Source organism: Variovorax sp. 770b2 (genome assembly GCF_900115685.1).
In the GTDB taxonomy this organism is placed as follows: Bacteria; Pseudomonadota; Gammaproteobacteria; order Burkholderiales; family Burkholderiaceae_C; genus Variovorax.
Genome location: NZ_FOXJ01000001.1, coordinates 3,026,422 through 3,043,448, shown reverse-complemented (window position 1 = coordinate 3,043,448; position 17,027 = coordinate 3,026,422). Strand labels below are relative to the sequence as shown.

The 17,027-nt window shown below is 64.6% G+C and carries 16 protein-coding genes and 1 other RNA gene; 4 read left to right on the top strand and 13 right to left on the bottom strand.

Annotated elements, in window-relative coordinates; genetic code table 11:
- The 12 genes from BM133_RS14120 to gyrA all read right to left on the bottom strand — a co-directional run bounded on the left by BM133_RS14120 (position 1) and on the right by gyrA (position 13,951).
- The gene (locus BM133_RS14120; protein ID WP_093434512.1) at positions 1–969 is read right to left on the bottom strand and encodes a TRAP transporter substrate-binding protein; all 969 of its coding nucleotides are present in this window, start codon (positions 967–969) and stop codon (positions 1–3) included.
- A 143-nt stretch (positions 970–1,112) separates the two neighbouring features.
- Complete coding sequence (locus tag BM133_RS14115) at positions 1,113–1,433, bottom strand: ComEA family DNA-binding protein (protein ID WP_093434510.1); 321 nt, start codon at positions 1,431–1,433, stop codon at positions 1,113–1,115.
- A gap of 140 nt (positions 1,434–1,573) precedes the next feature.
- Entirely contained in the window at positions 1,574–2,743 is a 1,170-nt protein-coding gene (gene lapB / locus BM133_RS14110) for a lipopolysaccharide assembly protein LapB (protein ID WP_093434509.1), read from the bottom strand.
- Positions 2,733–3,071: a LapA family protein gene (locus BM133_RS14105; protein ID WP_093434507.1), complete on the bottom strand. Its 339-nt coding sequence runs from the start codon at positions 3,069–3,071 to the stop codon at positions 2,733–2,735. The genes lapB and BM133_RS14105 overlap by 11 nt, the downstream gene beginning before the upstream one ends.
- A gap of 143 nt (positions 3,072–3,214) precedes the next feature.
- Complete coding sequence (locus BM133_RS14100) at positions 3,215–3,538, bottom strand: integration host factor subunit beta (protein WP_093434506.1); 324 nt, start codon at positions 3,536–3,538, stop codon at positions 3,215–3,217.
- 85 nt (positions 3,539–3,623) lie between these two features.
- Positions 3,624–5,312, bottom strand: coding sequence for a 30S ribosomal protein S1 (gene rpsA / locus BM133_RS14095; protein WP_093434505.1), 1,689 nt, complete (start codon positions 5,310–5,312; stop codon positions 3,624–3,626).
- 196 nt (positions 5,313–5,508) lie between these two features.
- Positions 5,509–7,524, bottom strand: a complete 2,016-nt coding sequence (locus tag BM133_RS14090) for a bifunctional 3-phosphoshikimate 1-carboxyvinyltransferase/cytidylate kinase (RefSeq protein ID WP_093434503.1) — start codon at positions 7,522–7,524, stop codon at positions 5,509–5,511.
- A gap of 1 nt (position 7,525) precedes the next feature.
- Positions 7,526–8,419, bottom strand: a complete 894-nt coding sequence (locus BM133_RS14085) for a prephenate dehydrogenase (protein WP_093434502.1) — start codon at positions 8,417–8,419, stop codon at positions 7,526–7,528.
- A gap of 14 nt (positions 8,420–8,433) precedes the next feature.
- The gene (pheA, locus tag BM133_RS14080) at positions 8,434–9,555 is read right to left on the bottom strand and encodes a prephenate dehydratase (RefSeq protein ID WP_093434500.1); all 1,122 of its coding nucleotides are present in this window, start codon (positions 9,553–9,555) and stop codon (positions 8,434–8,436) included.
- Between the two features lie 26 nt (positions 9,556–9,581).
- Positions 9,582–10,649: a 3-phosphoserine/phosphohydroxythreonine transaminase gene (gene serC, locus BM133_RS14075; RefSeq protein WP_256219216.1), complete on the bottom strand. Its 1,068-nt coding sequence runs from the start codon at positions 10,647–10,649 to the stop codon at positions 9,582–9,584.
- A gap of 69 nt (positions 10,650–10,718) precedes the next feature.
- Positions 10,719–11,309: a DUF2059 domain-containing protein gene (locus tag BM133_RS14070; protein ID WP_093434497.1), complete on the bottom strand. Its 591-nt coding sequence runs from the start codon at positions 11,307–11,309 to the stop codon at positions 10,719–10,721.
- Positions 11,306–13,951 (bottom strand): DNA gyrase subunit A, encoded by a 2,646-nt coding sequence (gene gyrA / locus BM133_RS14065; RefSeq protein WP_093434496.1) that lies wholly within the window; start codon positions 13,949–13,951, stop codon positions 11,306–11,308. Before gyrA ends, BM133_RS14070 begins: the two co-directional genes overlap by 4 nt.
- A 224-nt stretch (positions 13,952–14,175) precedes the next feature.
- On the opposite strand from gyrA, the gene ompA reads away from it, so the two are divergent.
- From ompA to ssrA, 4 genes are all read left to right on the top strand, one after another.
- Positions 14,176–14,826 carry an outer membrane protein OmpA gene (ompA, locus tag BM133_RS14060; protein ID WP_093434494.1) on the top strand — a complete coding sequence of 217 codons (651 nt, stop codon included), beginning with the start codon at positions 14,176–14,178 and terminating at the stop codon, positions 14,824–14,826.
- A 128-nt stretch (positions 14,827–14,954) separates the two neighbouring features.
- Complete coding sequence (ubiG, locus tag BM133_RS14055; protein WP_093434493.1) at positions 14,955–15,683, top strand: bifunctional 2-polyprenyl-6-hydroxyphenol methylase/3-demethylubiquinol 3-O-methyltransferase UbiG; 729 nt, start codon at positions 14,955–14,957, stop codon at positions 15,681–15,683.
- Complete coding sequence (locus BM133_RS14050; RefSeq protein ID WP_093434491.1) at positions 15,680–16,348, top strand: HAD family hydrolase; 669 nt, start codon at positions 15,680–15,682, stop codon at positions 16,346–16,348. The genes ubiG and BM133_RS14050 overlap by 4 nt, the downstream gene beginning before the upstream one ends.
- A 12-nt stretch (positions 16,349–16,360) precedes the next feature.
- Positions 16,361–16,747: a transfer-messenger RNA gene (gene ssrA, locus BM133_RS14045) on the top strand.
- A 62-nt stretch (positions 16,748–16,809) separates the two neighbouring features.
- On the opposite strand, the gene BM133_RS14040 is transcribed toward ssrA, so the two are convergent.
- A complete protein-coding gene (locus tag BM133_RS14040; protein WP_093434490.1) occupies positions 16,810–17,022 on the bottom strand; it encodes a hypothetical protein in 213 nt (70 codons plus the stop codon).
- Positions 17,023–17,027 lie beyond the last annotated feature (5 nt).

Genomic DNA, 17,027 nt, shown 5'->3' with positions numbered 1-17,027 from the left:
TCACATCTTCCTGTAGGCGTCGACGACGGCCTGGCCCTCGGCACCGGCCTTCTCGGTCCACTCCTTGATCATGGTTTCGCCGACCTTCTTCATGTCGGCCTTGAGTTGCGCCGAGGGCACGTGCACCGTCATGCCGTTCTTCTTGAGCAGGTCCAGGTACTCGATGTTCTTCTTCTTGGAAAGGTCCCATCCGCGCTTCTCCGCGTCCGCCGCGGCCTTGAGCACCGCGTCCTGCGTGGGCTTGTCGAGTGCGTCGAAGGCCTTCTTGTTCATGAGCACCGCGTTTTTCGGAAGCCACGCCTGGGTGTCGTAGAAGTTCTTGATGTACTCATAGGTCTTGGTGTCGTAGCCGGTGGAGCCCGAGGACATGTACGACTCGATCACGCCGGTGGCCATGGCCTGCGACAACTCGGCCTGCTGCACGGTGACGGGCTGCGCACCGACGAGTTCGCCGATGCGCGCGGTGGCGGGGCTGTAAGCGCGCCACTTCACGCCCTTCAGGTCGGCGGCGGAGGCGATCTCCTTCTTCACGAAGATGCCCTGCGGCGGCCATGCCACCGTGTAGAGCAACTGGATGCCTTGCTCGGCCAGCTTTTTTTCGAGTACCGGCTTTTGCGCCTGGTAGAGCTTCCAGGCGGCGTCGTAGCTGTCGGCCAGGAACGGAATGCCGTCGGCACCGAACATCTGCCACTCGTTCTGGTAGTTCACCAAGAGGATTTCGCCGAGTTGCGCCTGTCCGCCTTGCACCGCACGCTTGATTTCGGGCGCCTTGAAGAGCGACGCGTTGGCGTGCACCGTGATCTTGAGCTTGCCGCCGCTGCCCTTGTCGACATCGCTCGCGAACTGGGTGATGTTCTCCGTGTGGAAGTTGGTCGCGGGGTAGGCGGTGGGCAGGTCCCACTTGGTCTGCGCGAAGGCTGCGGCGCCGAGGGTCAGGCCAGCGAGGGCAATGCCGAACTTGTGATTCATGGAGCGCTCCGGAACGTATGAAAGTGAAAACGAAAATGAGCATACGTGCAAATTCCGGGCCATCTCTGAGGCATTTCCCTGCCTTGGTGCAGGCACGAAAAAGCCGCCCGAAGGCGGCTTTGCGTTGCATCGATGCGGGTGGGTCAGGGCTTGGCAGCCTTGGAGGCCTTCGCGTCCTTCGCCGCGGCGGGTGCCGCACCGCCGAAGGCCTGGCCGTTCACCGTGAGGCCTTCGGCCGAGAGCTTCTGGGCCTTCTTCTCCTTCACGCCTTTGACCCGTTGCATGAGATCGGGCCAGTCCTTGAATTCGCCCTGCTTGCGCGCATCGAGGATGCGCTTGGACATTGCGGGGCCGACGCCGTTGAGGCCGTCGAGTTCGGCTTCGGTTCCCTTGTTGACATCGACCGCTGCGAACGAAGCGACCGCGAACAGCATGGCCGAGAGGGCCAGGATCTTCTTGAACATGATTGAAAAACTCCCTGATTTGTTGGTATGGCTGACAGCCGACAAAAGCGTCGGCCGGCGTTCAACGAGGTCAGGGAAAGGGGCGTTGACGAGGTCGCCGCCCCGGTGACTATTGTTCCGAAACGTGGTCGGAACCTTGCTCAGAGTTCTTCGACGCGGCGCGGCGGATAGCTGTCCCAGGCCTGGCAGCCGGGGCAGTGCCAGAAGTACTGGTGCGCCTCGAAGCCGCAGGCCGCGCAGCGATAGCGCATGAGCGGCCGGGTGGCCTGGTCGAGCGCGCGCTGCACCTGCGGATGGAACTGCTCGTGCTCGAACTTCTCGCCTGCGAGCCAGCGCGATGCCGCGACCAGCGAGGGCTGGTGCGCGAGGTGGGCGATGTAGCCGTCGCGCGGCGCGGGCTCGGGCGCGTCCACGGTGGCGCTGGGGGTGCCGCCGAGCGCGATCATCGCCTCGAGCACGTCGATCGACGGCGATTCCACGTAGCGCCGCTGCAGCAGCGCGAGCGCGTCGGCTTCGCGGTGCGCGGCCACGGCCGCCTGTTGCAGCGCGGCCGCGTAGAGCGGCAGTGCGAGGGGCGCGGTGTCGCTCAGCGCCACGAGCGTGTCGAAGGCCGCGGCGGCATCGCCGTTGCGCAGCTGCAGGTTGGCAGTGTCGATGGCCGGGCGCGGTGCCTGCGGGGCCAACTCGACGGCTTGCGCGAGCAGCTTGGCCGCCGCGGGCAGCTCGCCGGCCGCCACGCGCTCGGTGGCCTGCTCGCAGAGGTGGTGCGCGCGGCGCGTGGCGTAGCTGGCCTGGTCGGACTCGTCCAGCTTCTGCGCCACGTCGGCCGCCTGGGCCCATTCGCGCGAGCGCTCGTAGATGGCGAGCAGCGAGAGGCGCGCCTCGTTTTCGTAGCGCGTGCCTTCCAGCTTCTGCAGCGCGGCTTCGGCGCGGTCGAGGAGGCCCGCGCGCAGGAAGTCCTGCGCCAGCGCGTGCTGGGCGCGCTCGCGGTCGGTGCGGCTCAGGTCGCCGCGGCCGAGCAGGTGCTCGTGCACGCGTACCGCGCGCTGGTATTCGCCGCGGCGGCGGAACAGGTTGCCGAGCGCGAAGTGCAGCTCCTGCGTGTCGGGGTCGTTCTGCACGGCCTCGATGAAGGCATCGATGGCCTGGTCCTGCTGCTCGTTGAGCAGGAAGTTCAGGCCGCGGAAGTAGGCCTTGGGGGCCTGCCTGTTTTCGAGCTTGAGCTGGCGGATGTCGAAGCGCGATGCGAGCCACCCGAGCACGAAGGCGACGGGCAGGCTGATCAGCAGCCAGCTGGGATCAAAGTCCATGTTGACGTACGGCCGGGAGGTCGGTGGCGGAGATGGACGGTGCCGGAACAGGCACGGCCGTTGCCGCCATTGTTGTTGTGGATGTGGCTTCGAACCCCGAAGGCCCCTGGGCTGCAGCGGCGGCGCGGTGTTTCCACCAGCCCGGCAGCATGCCGAGCGCGCCCACCACGAGCCCGCCTGCGAAGGCCGCGAGCACGACGAGCACCAGCGGTGCGCGCCAGTGGGTGCCGAAGAAGAAATAGACGGTCGTGTCGTGCTGGTTGTTCAGCGCGAAGGCGAAGAGCGTAAAAAAAATGGCTGCCTTGAGCAGCCACAGGAGGTATTTCATAGCCATTCCCGTTGCCGGTGGATTATTGCTCGCCCCCAGGCTGCGCGCACTTCGTGTCGCTTCGCCAACCCCCTACCGGGGGCGGGCCGGCTGCTTCGGGCGGCCGTGCGCAGCGGCCCTCTTGAAAGAGCCGGGTCCGATTGTCACTTGAGTCGGCCCTTGGCTTCCTTGGCATCGAGCTCGGCCGTCTTCGCGTCGACGGCCTCGCGCAAGGCCTTGCCCGGCTTGAAGTGCGGCACCCGCTTTTCAGGGATCTGCACGCTCTCGCCCGAACGCGGATTGCGCCCGATACGCGGCGGACGCCGGTTGACCGAGAAGCTGCCGAACCCGCGGATCTCGATGCGATGCCCCCGCACCAGCGCGTCGCTCATCGCGTCCAGGATGGTCTTGACGGCGTATTCGGCATCGCGGTGCGTGAGTTGCGCAAAGCGCGCTGCGAGTTCTTCGACGAGGTCAGAGCGGGTCATGGGAGGCCAGTGCAGAAAACGTGGACGAAAAAAAAGACAGAGCGGCCAAGCTAGAAGCCTGGCCTGCTCTGTCTTCGGACTCAGCTTACTTGCTGTCGTTGTTGTCGAGCTTGGCGCGCAGCAGGGCGCCCAGGCTCGTCGTGCCCGCGTTTTCGCGTGCCGACTGCTGGCTCAGGTTGGCCATGGCGCCTTGTTCGTCGACCATGTCCTTCTGCTTGATGGACAGCTGGATGTTGCGGGTCTTGCGATCCACATTCACGACGATGGCGGTGACTTCGTCGCCTTCCTTCAGCACATTGCGGGCATCTTCGACGCGGTCGCGCGAGATTTCCGAAGCACGCAGGTAGCCGATGATGTCTTCGCCCAGGTCGATTTCAGCGCCGCGGGCGTCCACGGTCTTGACCTTGCCGGTCACGATCTGGCCCTTGTCGTTCACGGTGGTGAACGTGGTGAACGGATCGCTGTCGAGCTGCTTGATGCCCAGGCTGATGCGTTCGCGATCGACATCCACAGCCAGCACAAGCGCTTCGACTTCCTGACCCTTCTTGTAGTTGCGAACGGCGGTTTCGCCGGCTTCGTTCCACGAGAGGTCCGAGAGGTGCACCAGGCCGTCGATGCCGGCAGCCAGACCCACGAACACGCCGAAGTCGGTGATCGACTTGATCGGGCCCTTGACGCGGTCGCCGCGCTTGGTGTTTTGCGCGAACTCTTGCCACGGGTTGGCCTTGCACTGCTTCATGCCCAGGCTGATGCGGCGCTTGTCTTCGTCGATTTCCAGGACCATGACTTCGACTTCGTCGCCCAGCGAGACGATCTTGTTCGGAGCGATGTTCTTGTTGGTCCAGTCCATTTCGGAGACGTGCACCAGGCCTTCGATGCCGGGTTCGAGTTCGACGAACGCGCCGTAGTCGGCAATGTTCGTGACCTTGCCGAACAGGCGGGTCGATTGCGGGTAGCGGCGCGAAACGCCCATCCACGGGTCGTCACCCATTTGCTTCAGACCCAGCGAGACACGGTTCTTTTCGGTGTCGAACTTGAGGATCTTGGCGGTGATTTCCTGGCCGGCCTGAACGACTTCGCTCGGGTGGCGAACACGGCGCCATGCCATGTCGGTGATGTGCAGCAGGCCGTCGATGCCGCCGAGGTCCACGAACGCACCGTATTCGGTGATGTTCTTGACCACGCCGCGGACAACAGCGCCTTCCTTCAGGGTTTCCATCAGCTTGGCGCGTTCTTCGCCCATGCTGGCTTCGACCACGGCACGACGCGACAACACGACGTTGTTGCGCTTGCGGTCGAGCTTGATGACCTTGAATTCGAGGGTCTTGTTTTCGTACGGGGTCAGGTCCTTGATCGGACGCGTGTCGATCAGCGAACCCGGCAGGAATGCGCGGATGCCGTTGACCAGGACGGTGAGACCGCCCTTGACCTTGCCGCTGGTGGTGCCGGTGACGAAGTCGCCCGATTCCAGGGCCTTCTCCAGGGCGAGCCACGAAGCCAGACGCTTGGCGGTGTCGCGCGAGAGGATGGTGTCGCCGTAGCCGTTTTCAACGCTGCCGATGGCAACGGAAACGAAATCGCCGGCCTGGACTTCGAGCTCGCCCTTGTCGTTCTTGAACTCCTCGATCGGCACATACGCTTCGGACTTCAGACCGGCGTTGACGACGACGTGGTTGTGTTCGACGCGCACGACTTCGGCCGTGATGACCTCGCCGGTGCGCATTTCGGAACGCTTCAGGGACTCTTCGAATAGGTCGGCAAAAGATTCAGACATTTATGGTTCCTTCCGTCAGGCAGGGTTGGCAGGCGCTCTTGCGAAATTGCGTGCGGCTGCTGTGAGTCTGGAGACGGCGGTTTTGTGGGCGTGAGCCCGGGTTGGTTGAACAACCAGAAGGCCGGTGCGCTGTCGCGCGAAAAGAGCCTGCTGGAGCGGTAGGCGCCACCCGGAAAAACCGGTTGGCGCGGGCCCTTCAAGCGGACTTGAAAGGCTGCACTTGCTGCCACCAGTCCAACACCTGGTCGATCGATTTCTCGATGGACAGCTGGGAGTTGTCGAGGTGGCGGGCATCCTGCGCCGGCTTCAAAGGGGCGACGCTGCGGGAGGAGTCCCGGGCGTCACGTGCTTCCAAGTCGGAGCGAAGACTGTCGAGTGTAGTCGAAATACCCTTTGAAATCAACTGCTTATGGCGCCGTTCCGCCCTCTGGGCGGCGCTGGCCGTGAGGAAGACCTTGAGCGCGGCGTTCGGGAAGATCACGGTACCCATGTCGCGGCCATCGGCGACCAGGCCGGGGAGCTGGCGAAAGCGCTGCTGCAGGGCCAGGAGCGCCTCGCGCACGGCAGGCAGCGTGGAGACGCGCGAGGCGTCCATGCCGGCCGCTTCGGTGCGGATTTCGTCGCTCACGTCCTCGTCGTCCAGCATCACCTTGCCTTCGGTGAACGCCAGCGGAAGTTCCGCCGCCAGCGCCGCGATCCGCGCCTCGTGCTGCCGGTCGGCGCTGAAGCCGGCGCGGCGCATGGCCAGGCCGGTCACGCGGTAGAGCGAGCCCGAATCCAGGTAGTGGTAGCCCAGCAGGCGCGCCACTTCGGCCGCCAGCGTGCCCTTGCCCGAGGCGGTCGGGCCGTCGATGCAGATCACCGGCACCTCGGCGGCCTCGGCGACCGAGAACAGGGTTTCGAAGTAATCGGGGAAGGTCTTGGCGACGCAGTGCGGCTCCAGGATGCGCACCGGCACCCCCGCCGGGTTGAATGCCGCGAGCGAAAAGCACATCGCCACGCGATGGTCGTCGTACGTGCGGATGCTCGCGGCCTGCCAACCGGCCTGCGCGAGCGGATGCACGCGAATGAAGTCGGGGCCGGTCTCGACCGTGGCGCCCAGCTTCTTCAGCTCGTTGGCCATGGCGTCGATGCGGTCGGTTTCCTTGACCCGCCAGCTGGCGATGTTGCGCAGCGTGCTCGGGCCGTCGGCGTAGAGCGCCATGACGGCAAGCGTCATCGCGGCGTCGGGGATGTGGTTCGCATCCAGGTCGATGGCCTGGAGCGGCCAGGCGCCACGGCGCACTTCGAGCCAGTTCGGGCCGCTGTCGACCAGGGCGCCCATCTGCCGGGCGGCGTCGATGAAGCGGATGTCGCCCTGGATTGAATCGGCGCCCACGCCTTCGATCCGGATGCCGTTCTGCTGTCCTGCAGCGCCTGTTGCAATGGCGCCCAGCGCGATGAAATAGCTGGCGGAAGATGCGTCCGCCTCGACGTGGATGTCGCCCGGCGAGCTGTAGCGGCTGCCGGCGGGAATGGTGAAGCGCTCCCAGCCGTCGCGCCGCACCGTGATGCCGAAGCGCGCGAGCAGGTTCAGCGTGATCTCGATGTAGGGCTTGGAGATCAGCTCGCCGATCACCTCGATCACGATGTCGTTGCGCGCCGCAAGGGGCAGCGCCAACAACAGGGCCGTGAGGAACTGGCTGGAGACGTCGCCGCGCACGCGGATCGGTGCGTCCAGCGCCAGGTCGTCATGAGCGACCGGATGGATGCGCAGCGGCGGATAGCCCGGGTTGCCGAGGTAGTCGATGTTGCAGTCGAGCTGGGTGAGCGCATCGACCAGGTCGCCGATCGGCCGCTCGTGCATGCGCGGCACGCCGCTCAGCTCGAACTCGCCGCCGAGCAGCGACAGCGCGGCCGTCAGCGGGCGCATCGCGGTACCGGCGTTGCCCAGGAAGAGCGGCAGCAGCGTTTCGCTGGGCTTCAACTGCCCGCCGAGGCCGGTGATCTGCAGCGTGCTGCCTGCGGGCTGGATGCCGCAGCCGAGCGCGCGCAGGGCGTCGAGCATCACGCGCGTGTCGTCGGAATCGAGCAGGTCGTGGATCGTGGTGGTGCCGCTCGCGAGCGCGGCCAGCAGCAGCACGCGGTTGGAGATGCTCTTGGAGCCCGGCAGCCGGACCGTGCCGGCGGCGCCCGCAAGGGGCGGGAGGTCGAGGAAGGCGGTCGAGAACATGTCAGCTGTCCTGCTGTGCCGAGGCGTCGGTGCTCGCGTTCGGCCTCCAGGCGGCGCGCGCCTTGCTGGCGGCGGCGATGGACTGCTCCAGCCCCTGCAGGTCGCCCGCGGTCATCAGCGCCTCCAGGTCTTCCAGCGCCTTGCGGAAGGCCTGGGACTGCAGCAGCACCTGCTCGCGGTTGGCCAGCAGCACGTCGCGCCACATGACCGGGTCGCTCGCGGCGATGCGCGAGAAGTCGCGAAAGCCGGGCCCCGCGAGACTGAGGAAACGATCGCCCTGCGGCTGCGCGGTGAGGGCGTTGGTGTACGCGAAGGCGAGCAGGTGGGGCAGATGGCTCACGGCGGCGAACGAGGCGTCGTGCGCCTCGGGTGTCATGGTGACCACGTTGGCGCCGATGCCGCTCCACACCTGCGAAGCGCGCTGCACGTTCGAGCGCAGCGTGGCCTTGACCGGCGTCAGCACGACCTGGCGGCCGGTGAAGAGCGAGGCTTCGGCGTGCTCGATGCCCGAAACTTCCTTGCCGGCGATCGGATGGGCCGGCACGAAGTTCGCGAACTGCTTTTGCAGGCCGTTGCGTGCGGCCTCGATCACGTCGCCCTTGGTCGAGCCGACGTCCATCACCAGCGTCTCGTTCGAGATGCCGTGGCGGATCGCCTTGAACATGGCCTCCGAGGCCGCGACCGGCACGGCGAGCAGCACGAGGTCGGCGCCCGACACCGCCAGGAGCGCCGAGGGCGCTGCCACGTCGATCACGCCGAGCTGGCGTGCCCGCTCGGTGGTGGAGGGCGACTTGCTGTAGCCGACCACGCGCTTCACCAGCTTCGCGCGCTTGAGCGCGAGCGCAAAGGAGCCGCCCATGAGGCCGCAGCCGATCAATCCCAGTTGCTCGAACATGGTGTCTGTCCGGCTCAGGCTTTGACGGGGTAGGCGCCAAGCACCTTGTAGAACGCGCAGAGGCCGCGCAGTTCGGCCAATGCCGCGGCCACGTTGGGCTGCGAGGGGTGGCCGTCCAGGTCGATGTAGAAGTAGTACTCCCACTGGCCGGTGCGCGCGGGGCGCGATTCGAAGCGCGTCATGGACACGTTGTTGGCCTTCAGCGGCACCAGGAGGTCGTGCACCGCGCCGGGCCGGTTCGGCACCGAGACGATCAGGCTCGTGCAGTCCTTGCCCGATGCCGGCGGCATGGCCAGCGTCTGCGGCAGGCAGATCACCGAGAAGCGGGTGCGGTTGTACGAATCGTCCTGGATGGCGTGCGCCACGATGTGCAGGCCGAAGCGGGTGGCCGCGCGTTCGCCGGCGAGGCCGGCCCAGGCCGGGTTGGTGGCCGCGAGACGGGCGCCTTCGGCGTTGCTCGAGACAGCGCGCCGCTCGGCGTTGGGCAGGTGCTTGGACAGCCAGGTCTGGCACTGCGCGAGCGCCTGTGGATGGGCCAGCACGGCCTCGATGCCTTCGAGAGAGTTCTCGCTGCGCAAGAGGTGGTGACGCACCAGCAGGCTGACTTCGCCGACGACGTGGGTGGGCGAATGCAGGAACAGGTCGAGCGAGCGGGTGACCACGCCTTCGGTCGAGTTCTCCACGCCGACCACGCCGTATTGGGCGCTGCCCGCGGCGGTGGCGTGGAACACTTCGTCGAAGCTGGCGCAGTAAATGAGGTCGGCGGCCCCGCCGAAGTATTCGATGGCGGCCTGTTCGCAGAAGGTGCCCTCGGGGCCCAGTACGGCCACGCGCTGCGGCGACTCGAGGGCAAGGCACGCCGACATGATCTCGCGCCAGATGGCCGCCACATGGAGGTCCTTGAGCGGACCGCCATTGCTTTTCTGCATCTTGTCGATGACGGCGGCAACGCGGTCAGGACGAAAGAACGGCGTGCCTTCGCGCTTCTTGACCTCGCCGACCAGTTCGGCCACGTGGGCCCGCTCGTTGAGCAGGCTCAGCAGGCGTTGATCGAGCGAGTCGATCTGCACGCGCAGACCGGCAAGGCTTTCGGAGTTGTCGGGGGAGGAGGGCGGTGTGGGTGCGGAGGCGGTCATCGTGCGAGCAGAGCTAGGGCATGCGCCTAGGCATGCGATCGCACGAATTCTCGCATGTAGCCCACGAGCGCCTGCACCCCTGCCAGCGGCATGGCGTTGTAGATGCTCGCGCGCATGCCGCCGACCGACTTGTGGCCCTTGAGCTGCAGCAGCCCGGCCTCGCGCGCACCGACCAGGAAGGCGTCGTTCCGGCTTTCGTCGGCCAGGAAGAACGGCACGTTCATGCGCGAGCGGCAGCTTGCATCGATACGGTTGGCGTAGAAGTCGGAGCCATCGATGAAGTCGTACAGGAGCTTCGCCTTCTCGATGTTGCGCTGCTCCATGGCGGCCACGCCGGTGAGCGTGCCTTCGGTCTGTTGCAGCAGCCACTGGAACGTCAGCCCCGCCATGTAGATGCCCCACGTCGGCGGGGTGTTGTACATGGAGTTGTTGTCGGCAACGATCTTGTAGTTGAAGGCGCTTGGGCAGATCTCGAGCGCGTGGCCCAGGAGGTCGTCGCGCACGACGACGATCGTGAGGCCCGCCGGGCCCAGGTTCTTCTGCGCGCCGCCGAAGGCCAGGCCCACGCGGGACCAGTCGACGCTGCGCGAAGCCACGTGCGACGAAAAGTCGATGACCAGCGGCGCATCGCTGCCGAGCGCGGCGAGGTCGGGAAGTTGCTGGAACTCGATGCCGTTGATCGTCTCGTTGGTGCACAGGTGCACGTACGCGGCATCCTTGGTGAGCTGCCAGGTCGAGGGATCGGGCAGCTTCGTGTGCTGGTCTTCGGCGTTGCTCGCGGCCACGCGCGCCGTGCAATAGCGCTGCGCTTCCTTGTGCGACTTGATGCTCCAGCTGCCGGTGATGACGAAGTCGGCGGTTTTGCCGCGCGACAGGTTCATCGGCACGATGGCGTTTTCGCCGAGGCCGCCGCCCTGCATGAACAGGACGTGGAAATGGGAGGGCACGGCCAGCAGCGTGCGGATGTCGGCTTCGGCCTGCGTGCAGATGGCGCCGAATTCCTTTCCGCGATGGCTCATTTCCATCACGCTCATGCCGCTGCCCTGCCAGTCGAGCATTTCGGCGGCGGCGCGTTGCAGCACCGCCTCCGGCATGGCAGCCGGACCGGCCGAGAAGTTGTAGGGGCGCTTGCCGGCCGGCGTCTGCTGCTGGGTCACGTTGTTTTACTTCTTGGCCGGGGCCTTGGCTGGCGCCTTGGCAGGTGCGGAACCTTGGCCACCGTCGGTCGGTGCGCCCAGGGCTTTTGCGACGTTGGTGTCGAGTGCGCGCATCTTGGGTTCGATCGAGCCGCGGGTTTCGGCCACCAGTTTTTCCGTCAATGCGGTCTGCATCTTCGGGTTCAGGTCCTGGTACTTCTTGCTGAGCGGGGAGTTGATCCAGGCCAGCAACTGCTTGAGTTCGTCTTCGCTGAAGTTCTGCTCGAGCAGCGGGGTCAGGGCGCCAGGTGCCAGTTGCACGGCCTTGTCGCGCACGACGGGGTAGGCGTCGTCGAAGTACTTCTTGAGCTCGGCATCGGCGGCCTTGGCGGCGGATTCGCGCTTGGCTTCAGGCACTTGCGTCTGCAGGTACTGCGAACCGGCTTGTGCGATCGGGGCGCTCGACTGCTCGACCAGGCCGCGCGCCAGCGATTCGATGCCGGGGCGCTGGATGTCGATGAACTGCTTGATCAGCGCGGCCTTGTTGTCCTGGGCCATGGCGGCCATCGAGCTGCTGGCCAAAGCTACCGTCAGAAGTGCGAGTTTGATTTTTTTCACTGAGGATTCTCCGTTGAAGATGTGGAAGTATCGTCTGCGTCCGGCTCGGTTTCGCCGTTCGCGTCGTTCTCGACGATACGTTGTAGCCCGCTGAGTTTGGCGCCTTCGTCAAGCCCGATCAGCGTGACGCCTTGCGTCGCGCGACCCAGTTCACGAATTTCGGCAACCCGGGTGCGCACAAGCACGCCCTTGTCGGTGATGAGCATGATCTCATCGTCCGCATGCACGAGAGTGGCGGCAACGACCTTGCCGTTGCGCTCACTCTGTTGAATCGCGATCATGCCTTTGGTTCCACGGCCGTGACGCGTGTATTCCGTAATGCTTGTTCGCTTTCCGTAACCATTTTCCGTGGCGGTGAGCACGCTCTGCTGCTCGTCCTCGGCCACCAGCATGGCGATCACGCCCTGGCCCGGGTCGAGCGACATGCCTCGCACGCCGCGCGCATTGCGGCCCAGCGGACGGACGTCGTCTTCGGCGAAGCGCACGGCCTTGCCGCCGTCGCTGAAGAGCATCACGTCATGCTTGCCGTCGGTGAGGGCCGCGCCGATCAGGTAGTCGCCGTCATCGAGGTTCACGGCAATGATGCCGCCCTTGCGCGGGTTGTTGAACTCGTCGAGCGCCGTCTTCTTCACGGTGCCCATGGAGGTCGACATGAACACGTACTGGTCGGCCGGGAAGTTGCGCTTCTCGCCGGTCAGGGCGAGCGCGACGTTGATCTTCTCGCCTTCCTGCAGCGGGAACATGTTGACGATCGGCCGGCCGCGCGAGCCGCGCGAACCCGCCGGCACTTCCCACACCTTGAGCCAGTAGAGCCGGCCGCGGTTGGAGAAGCACAGGATGTAGTCGTGCGTGTTGGCAATAAAGAGCTGGTCGATCCAGTCGTCTTCCTTCGTGGCGGTCGCCTGCTTGCCGCGGCCGCCGCGCTTTTGCGCGCGGTATTCGCCCAGCGGCTGGCTCTTGATGTAGCCGCTGTGCGAGAGCGTCACCACCATGTCGGTCGGCGTGATCAGGTCTTCGGTCGAGAGGTCGAACGCGCTGTGCTCGACCAGGCTGCGGCGTGCGCCCAGCTTGCTCTGGCCGAACTCCTGCTTGATGGTGCCCAGCTCGTCGCCGATGATCACCGACACGCGCTCGGGCTTGGACAGGATGTCGAGCAGGTCGTCGATCTCTGCCATCACGTCCTTGTACTCGGCAACGATCTTGTCCTGCTCGAGGCCGGTCAGGCGCTGCAGGCGCATCTGCAGGATTTCCTGCGCTTGTGTCTCCGAGAGGCGGTAGAGGCCGTCCGAGCCCATGCCGAATTCACGCTCCAGGCCTTCGGGACGGTAGTCGTCGGCGTTGATCACGCCGCCATCGGCGCGCGAACGCGTGAGCATCTCGCGCACCAGCTTGCTGTCCCAGCTGCGGGTCATCAGCTCGGCCTTGGCGACCGGCGGCGTCGGCGATTCGCGGATGATCCGGATGAACTCGTCGATATTGGCGAGCGCCACCGCCAGGCCTTCGAGCACATGGCCGCGTTCGCGGGCCTTGCGCAGCGTGAAGACCGTGCGGCGCGTGACCACTTCGCGGCGGTGCTGCAGGAAGACCTGGATCAGGTCCTTCAGGTTGCACAGCTTGGGCTGGCCGTCGACCAGCGCCACCATGTTGATGCCGAAGGTGTCCTGCAACTGCGTCTGCTTGTACAGGTTGTTGAGCACGACCTCGGGCACTTCGCCGCGCTTGAGCTCGATCACCAGGCGCATGCCCGACTTGTCGGATTCGTCCTGGATGTGGCTGATGCCTTCGATTTTTTTCTCGTGCACCAGTTCGGCCATGCGCTCCTGCAGCGTCTTCTTGTTGACTTGGTAGGGGAGCTCGTCGACGATGATCGCCTGGCGCTGGCCGCGGTCGATGTCCTCGAAGTGGCACTTGGCGCGCATCACGACCTTGCCGCGACCGGTGCGGTAGCCGTCCTTCACGCCGTTGATGCCGTAGATGATGCCGGCGGTGGGGAAGTCGGGCGCGGGCACGATTTCCATCAGCTCGTCGATGCTGGCCTCGGGATTGCGCAAGAGGTGCAGGCAGGCGTCGACGACCTCATTCAAGTTGTGCGGCGGGATATTGGTGGCCATGCCGACCGCAATACCGCCCGAGCCATTGACCAGCAAATTGGGCAACTGGCTCGGCAAAACTTTCGGTTCTTTTTCGGAGCCGTCGTAATTGTCTTGAAAGTCGACGGTTTCCTTGTCGATATCGGCCAGCATTTCATGCGCAATTTTGGCCAGCCGGATTTCCGTATAACGCATTGCGGCTGCGTTGTCTCCATCCACGGAGCCGAAGTTGCCCTGGCCGTCGACCAGCATGTGGCGCATGGAGAAGTCCTGCGCCAATCGCACGATGGTGTCGTAGACCGATTGATCGCCGTGCGGATGGTATTTGCCGATCACGTCGCCGACGATACGGGCCGACTTCTTGTACGGCCGGTTCCAGTCGTTGTTGAGCTCGTGCATGGCGAAGAGCACGCGCCGATGCACAGGCTTGAGGCCGTCGCGTGCGTCGGGGAGCGCTCGGCCCACGATCACGCTCATGGCGTAATCGAGATAGCTGCTGCGCATTTCCTCTTCAAGACTGATGGGCAGGGTTTCTTTGGCGAAGGAGGTCATGGGCAAGAGGCTGGCGGCAGGAAGGCGAAATTTTACGCTGTGAGGGGTGTCGCTCCGCCGCAACACAAGCCGGCTATTCCGCCTCCGTCCTACGCTTCGGGGGCGTCCAGCGGCCTGTTTGCCAAAGACCCTATGGCACAATCGTCTCAACGTTTTGGGTGGTGGTCACTTAAAGCGTCCTTGATTCGCAGCGCGGCTGCGGCTTTTTCCCCAAGAGGAGAACCATGAAGAAACTGAATAAAGTGGCGATGATGTTTGCAGTCGCTGCGCTCGCCACTGCCGCCGGCGCGCAGACCCGTGTCACCGCTGCGGACGGCGGTCCTACGATCGACAACTGGCAAAACGGCACCGGCGAACTGGTCTGGAAGAACGGTACGAACGAACTGTGCTGGCGCGATGCCAACTGGACGCCGGCTACTGCCGCCGCTGGTTGCGACGGCGCTCTGGTTCCCGCAGTTGCTGCGCCTGCAGCACCTGGCGCAGTTCCTGTTGCTCCTGGCGCCCCGCCGGCTGTCGCTGCTTCGAAGGTGACCTTCGCTGCCGACGCATTCTTCGACTTCGACAAGTCGGTTCTGAAGCCTGAAGGTCGCGCCAAGCTGACCGACCTGGTCGAGAAGATCCGTGGCGTCAACCTCGAAGTGATCATCGCTGTGGGCCACACCGACTCGATCGGTACGGACGCCTACAACCAGCGTCTGTCGGTGCGTCGCGCCGAAGCCGTCAAGGCCTTCCTGGTCTCGAAGGGCATCGAACGCAACCGCGTCTACACCGAAGGCAAGGGCGAGAAGCAGCCAGTGGCTGACAACCGCACCAAGGAAGGCCGCGCCAAGAACCGTCGCGTGGAAATCGAAGTGGTCGGCACCCGCGCCAACTAATCGATCGATTCCATCGATGATGAAAACCCCGCCTCGGCGGGGTTTTTTTATGCCCGTCGAATTCGAGGGCAAGAATTCAACAAGATCGTTCTGCGCGTGCCGGGCATTGCCCGCTTCATAATTGCCATATGACAGAAAATGTGAATGCCGATCCGGCTGAACTCGCCAAGTTTTCAGAACTTGCGCATCGGTGGTGGGATTTGGAGAGCGAATTCCGTCCGCTGCACGAAATCAATCCGTTGCGTCTGGAATGGATTGACGGTATTGCACCTATTTCGCAACGCCGTGTGCTCGATATAGGTTGTGGTGGCGGAATCCTGGCCGACTCGATGGCCCGCAAGGGCGCAGAGGTACTAGGCATCGACCTGGCAGGCAAGGCGCTCAAGGTGGCTCAACTGCATGCGATCGAGGCCGGTACGCGCGGCGTCAAGTATCGCGAGATCAGTGCCGAGGCTCTGGCGGCCGAGCAGCCAGGCAGCTTCGATGTCGTCACCTGCATGGAAATGCTGGAACACGTGCCCAAGCCAGCCTCGGTGATCCAGGCCTGTGCCACCCTGGTCAAACCTGGCGGATGGGTGTTCTTCTCGACCATCAACCGCAACCTGAAGTCCTTCGCACTGGCGATCGTGGGCGCGGAATACATCCTTGGGATGCTGCCGCGTGGCACCCACGAGTACGCGAAGCTCATTCGCCCCAGCGAACTGGCAGCCTACTGCCGCGCAGCTGGCCTCGATCTGCGGCACACGCGGGGCATGGAGCACAACCCGCTGACTCGCCGTTACTGGCTCAGCGCTGACACAAGCGTCAACTACATGTTCGCCACACAGAGGCCATCGCTGCCGGGTTCGCAGGGATGAAGGGCTCACTCACACAAGCCGTGCTGTTCGACCTGGACGGCACGCTGATCGACAGCGCGCCCGACCTGGGCGCCGCGGCCGACAAGATGCGGACCGACCGCGGCCTCGAGTCGTATCCCCTCGAGCGCTATCGCCCGCATGCGGGCTCGGGTGCGCGAGGCATGCTCGGCGTGGCATTCGGCATCACGCCCGATGCGGCTGAATTTCCCGAACTGCGCGAGGAATTTTTCGTCGCCTACGAGCGCCGCATGCTGCTCAACACGCGGGTGTTCGATGGTGTCCAGGCACTGATCGATGCCATCCAAGTGCGCGGCCTTCTTTGGGGCGTGGTCACCAACAAGTCGATGCGATTCACCGATCCGTTGACCGGTGCCATGCCGCTCTTCGCCAGCGCGGGTGCTGTCGTGAGCGGCGACACCACGCCGCACGCCAAGCCGCATCCCGAACCGCTGCATGAAGCGGCGCGTCGATTGGGCGTTCCCTCCGAGGCATGCATCTACGTGGGCGACGACGAGCGCGACATCATCGCGGGCCGCGCTGCCGGCATGCGGACCGTGGCCGCGACCTACGGCTACATGGGTTCGCAGGCCGATGCGACGCTCTGGCAAGCCGATGCGTCAATATCTTCGCCCATGGAGCTCTTGCATTTGCTCGATAGCGCCTAAAATGCAACGCTTGGGGCTGCACTGGTTTCGACGTGGGTTCGGAGTCGCAGCGGGGCATGTCGAGCTGAATGCGCTCGTAAAACAGATTCAAACAAACTAACTGCAAACGACGAACGTTTCGCACTCGCTGCTTAATTGCCAGTGAGCTTTGCAACAGCAGGCCGATGGGCTGGGCAAGGGGGTGACAGAGCAATCTGAATCCTCCCGGCTGCAAAGATAATTACATGGGCTGGCTCCGATCCGGGTACCTTGGGTCGGGGCGAGAAAATAGGGTGCTGGCGTCCGGTTTAGCGTGTGACTGCGCGACTCCGGAAGCGAGACTCAAATCAGATCACTAAACATGTAGAACTGCGCGATGAAGGCTTGCGGACGGGGGTTCAAATCCCCCCAGCTCCACCACTCAACAGAACGGCAGTCGTTGTCACCAACGGCTGCCGTTTTTCATTTCAGCCCACAGAGCGTCAGTAGCACTGGAACAGAACGCCGGATTCCGCGGGCGCTCTGCCGATCCACTTGGGCGTCAGGTCCTTCGCACTGCAATAGTCCGCGGCCAGCGTGTAGCTGGGCGCACGCAGCACGCCTTCGCGAAACGGCACGATCTCGTTCGGGGCCGAGCAACCGGTGATGACGGTGGTGATCAAGGCAAGCGGAAGCAGTGTGGTGCGCCAATTCATCGGGT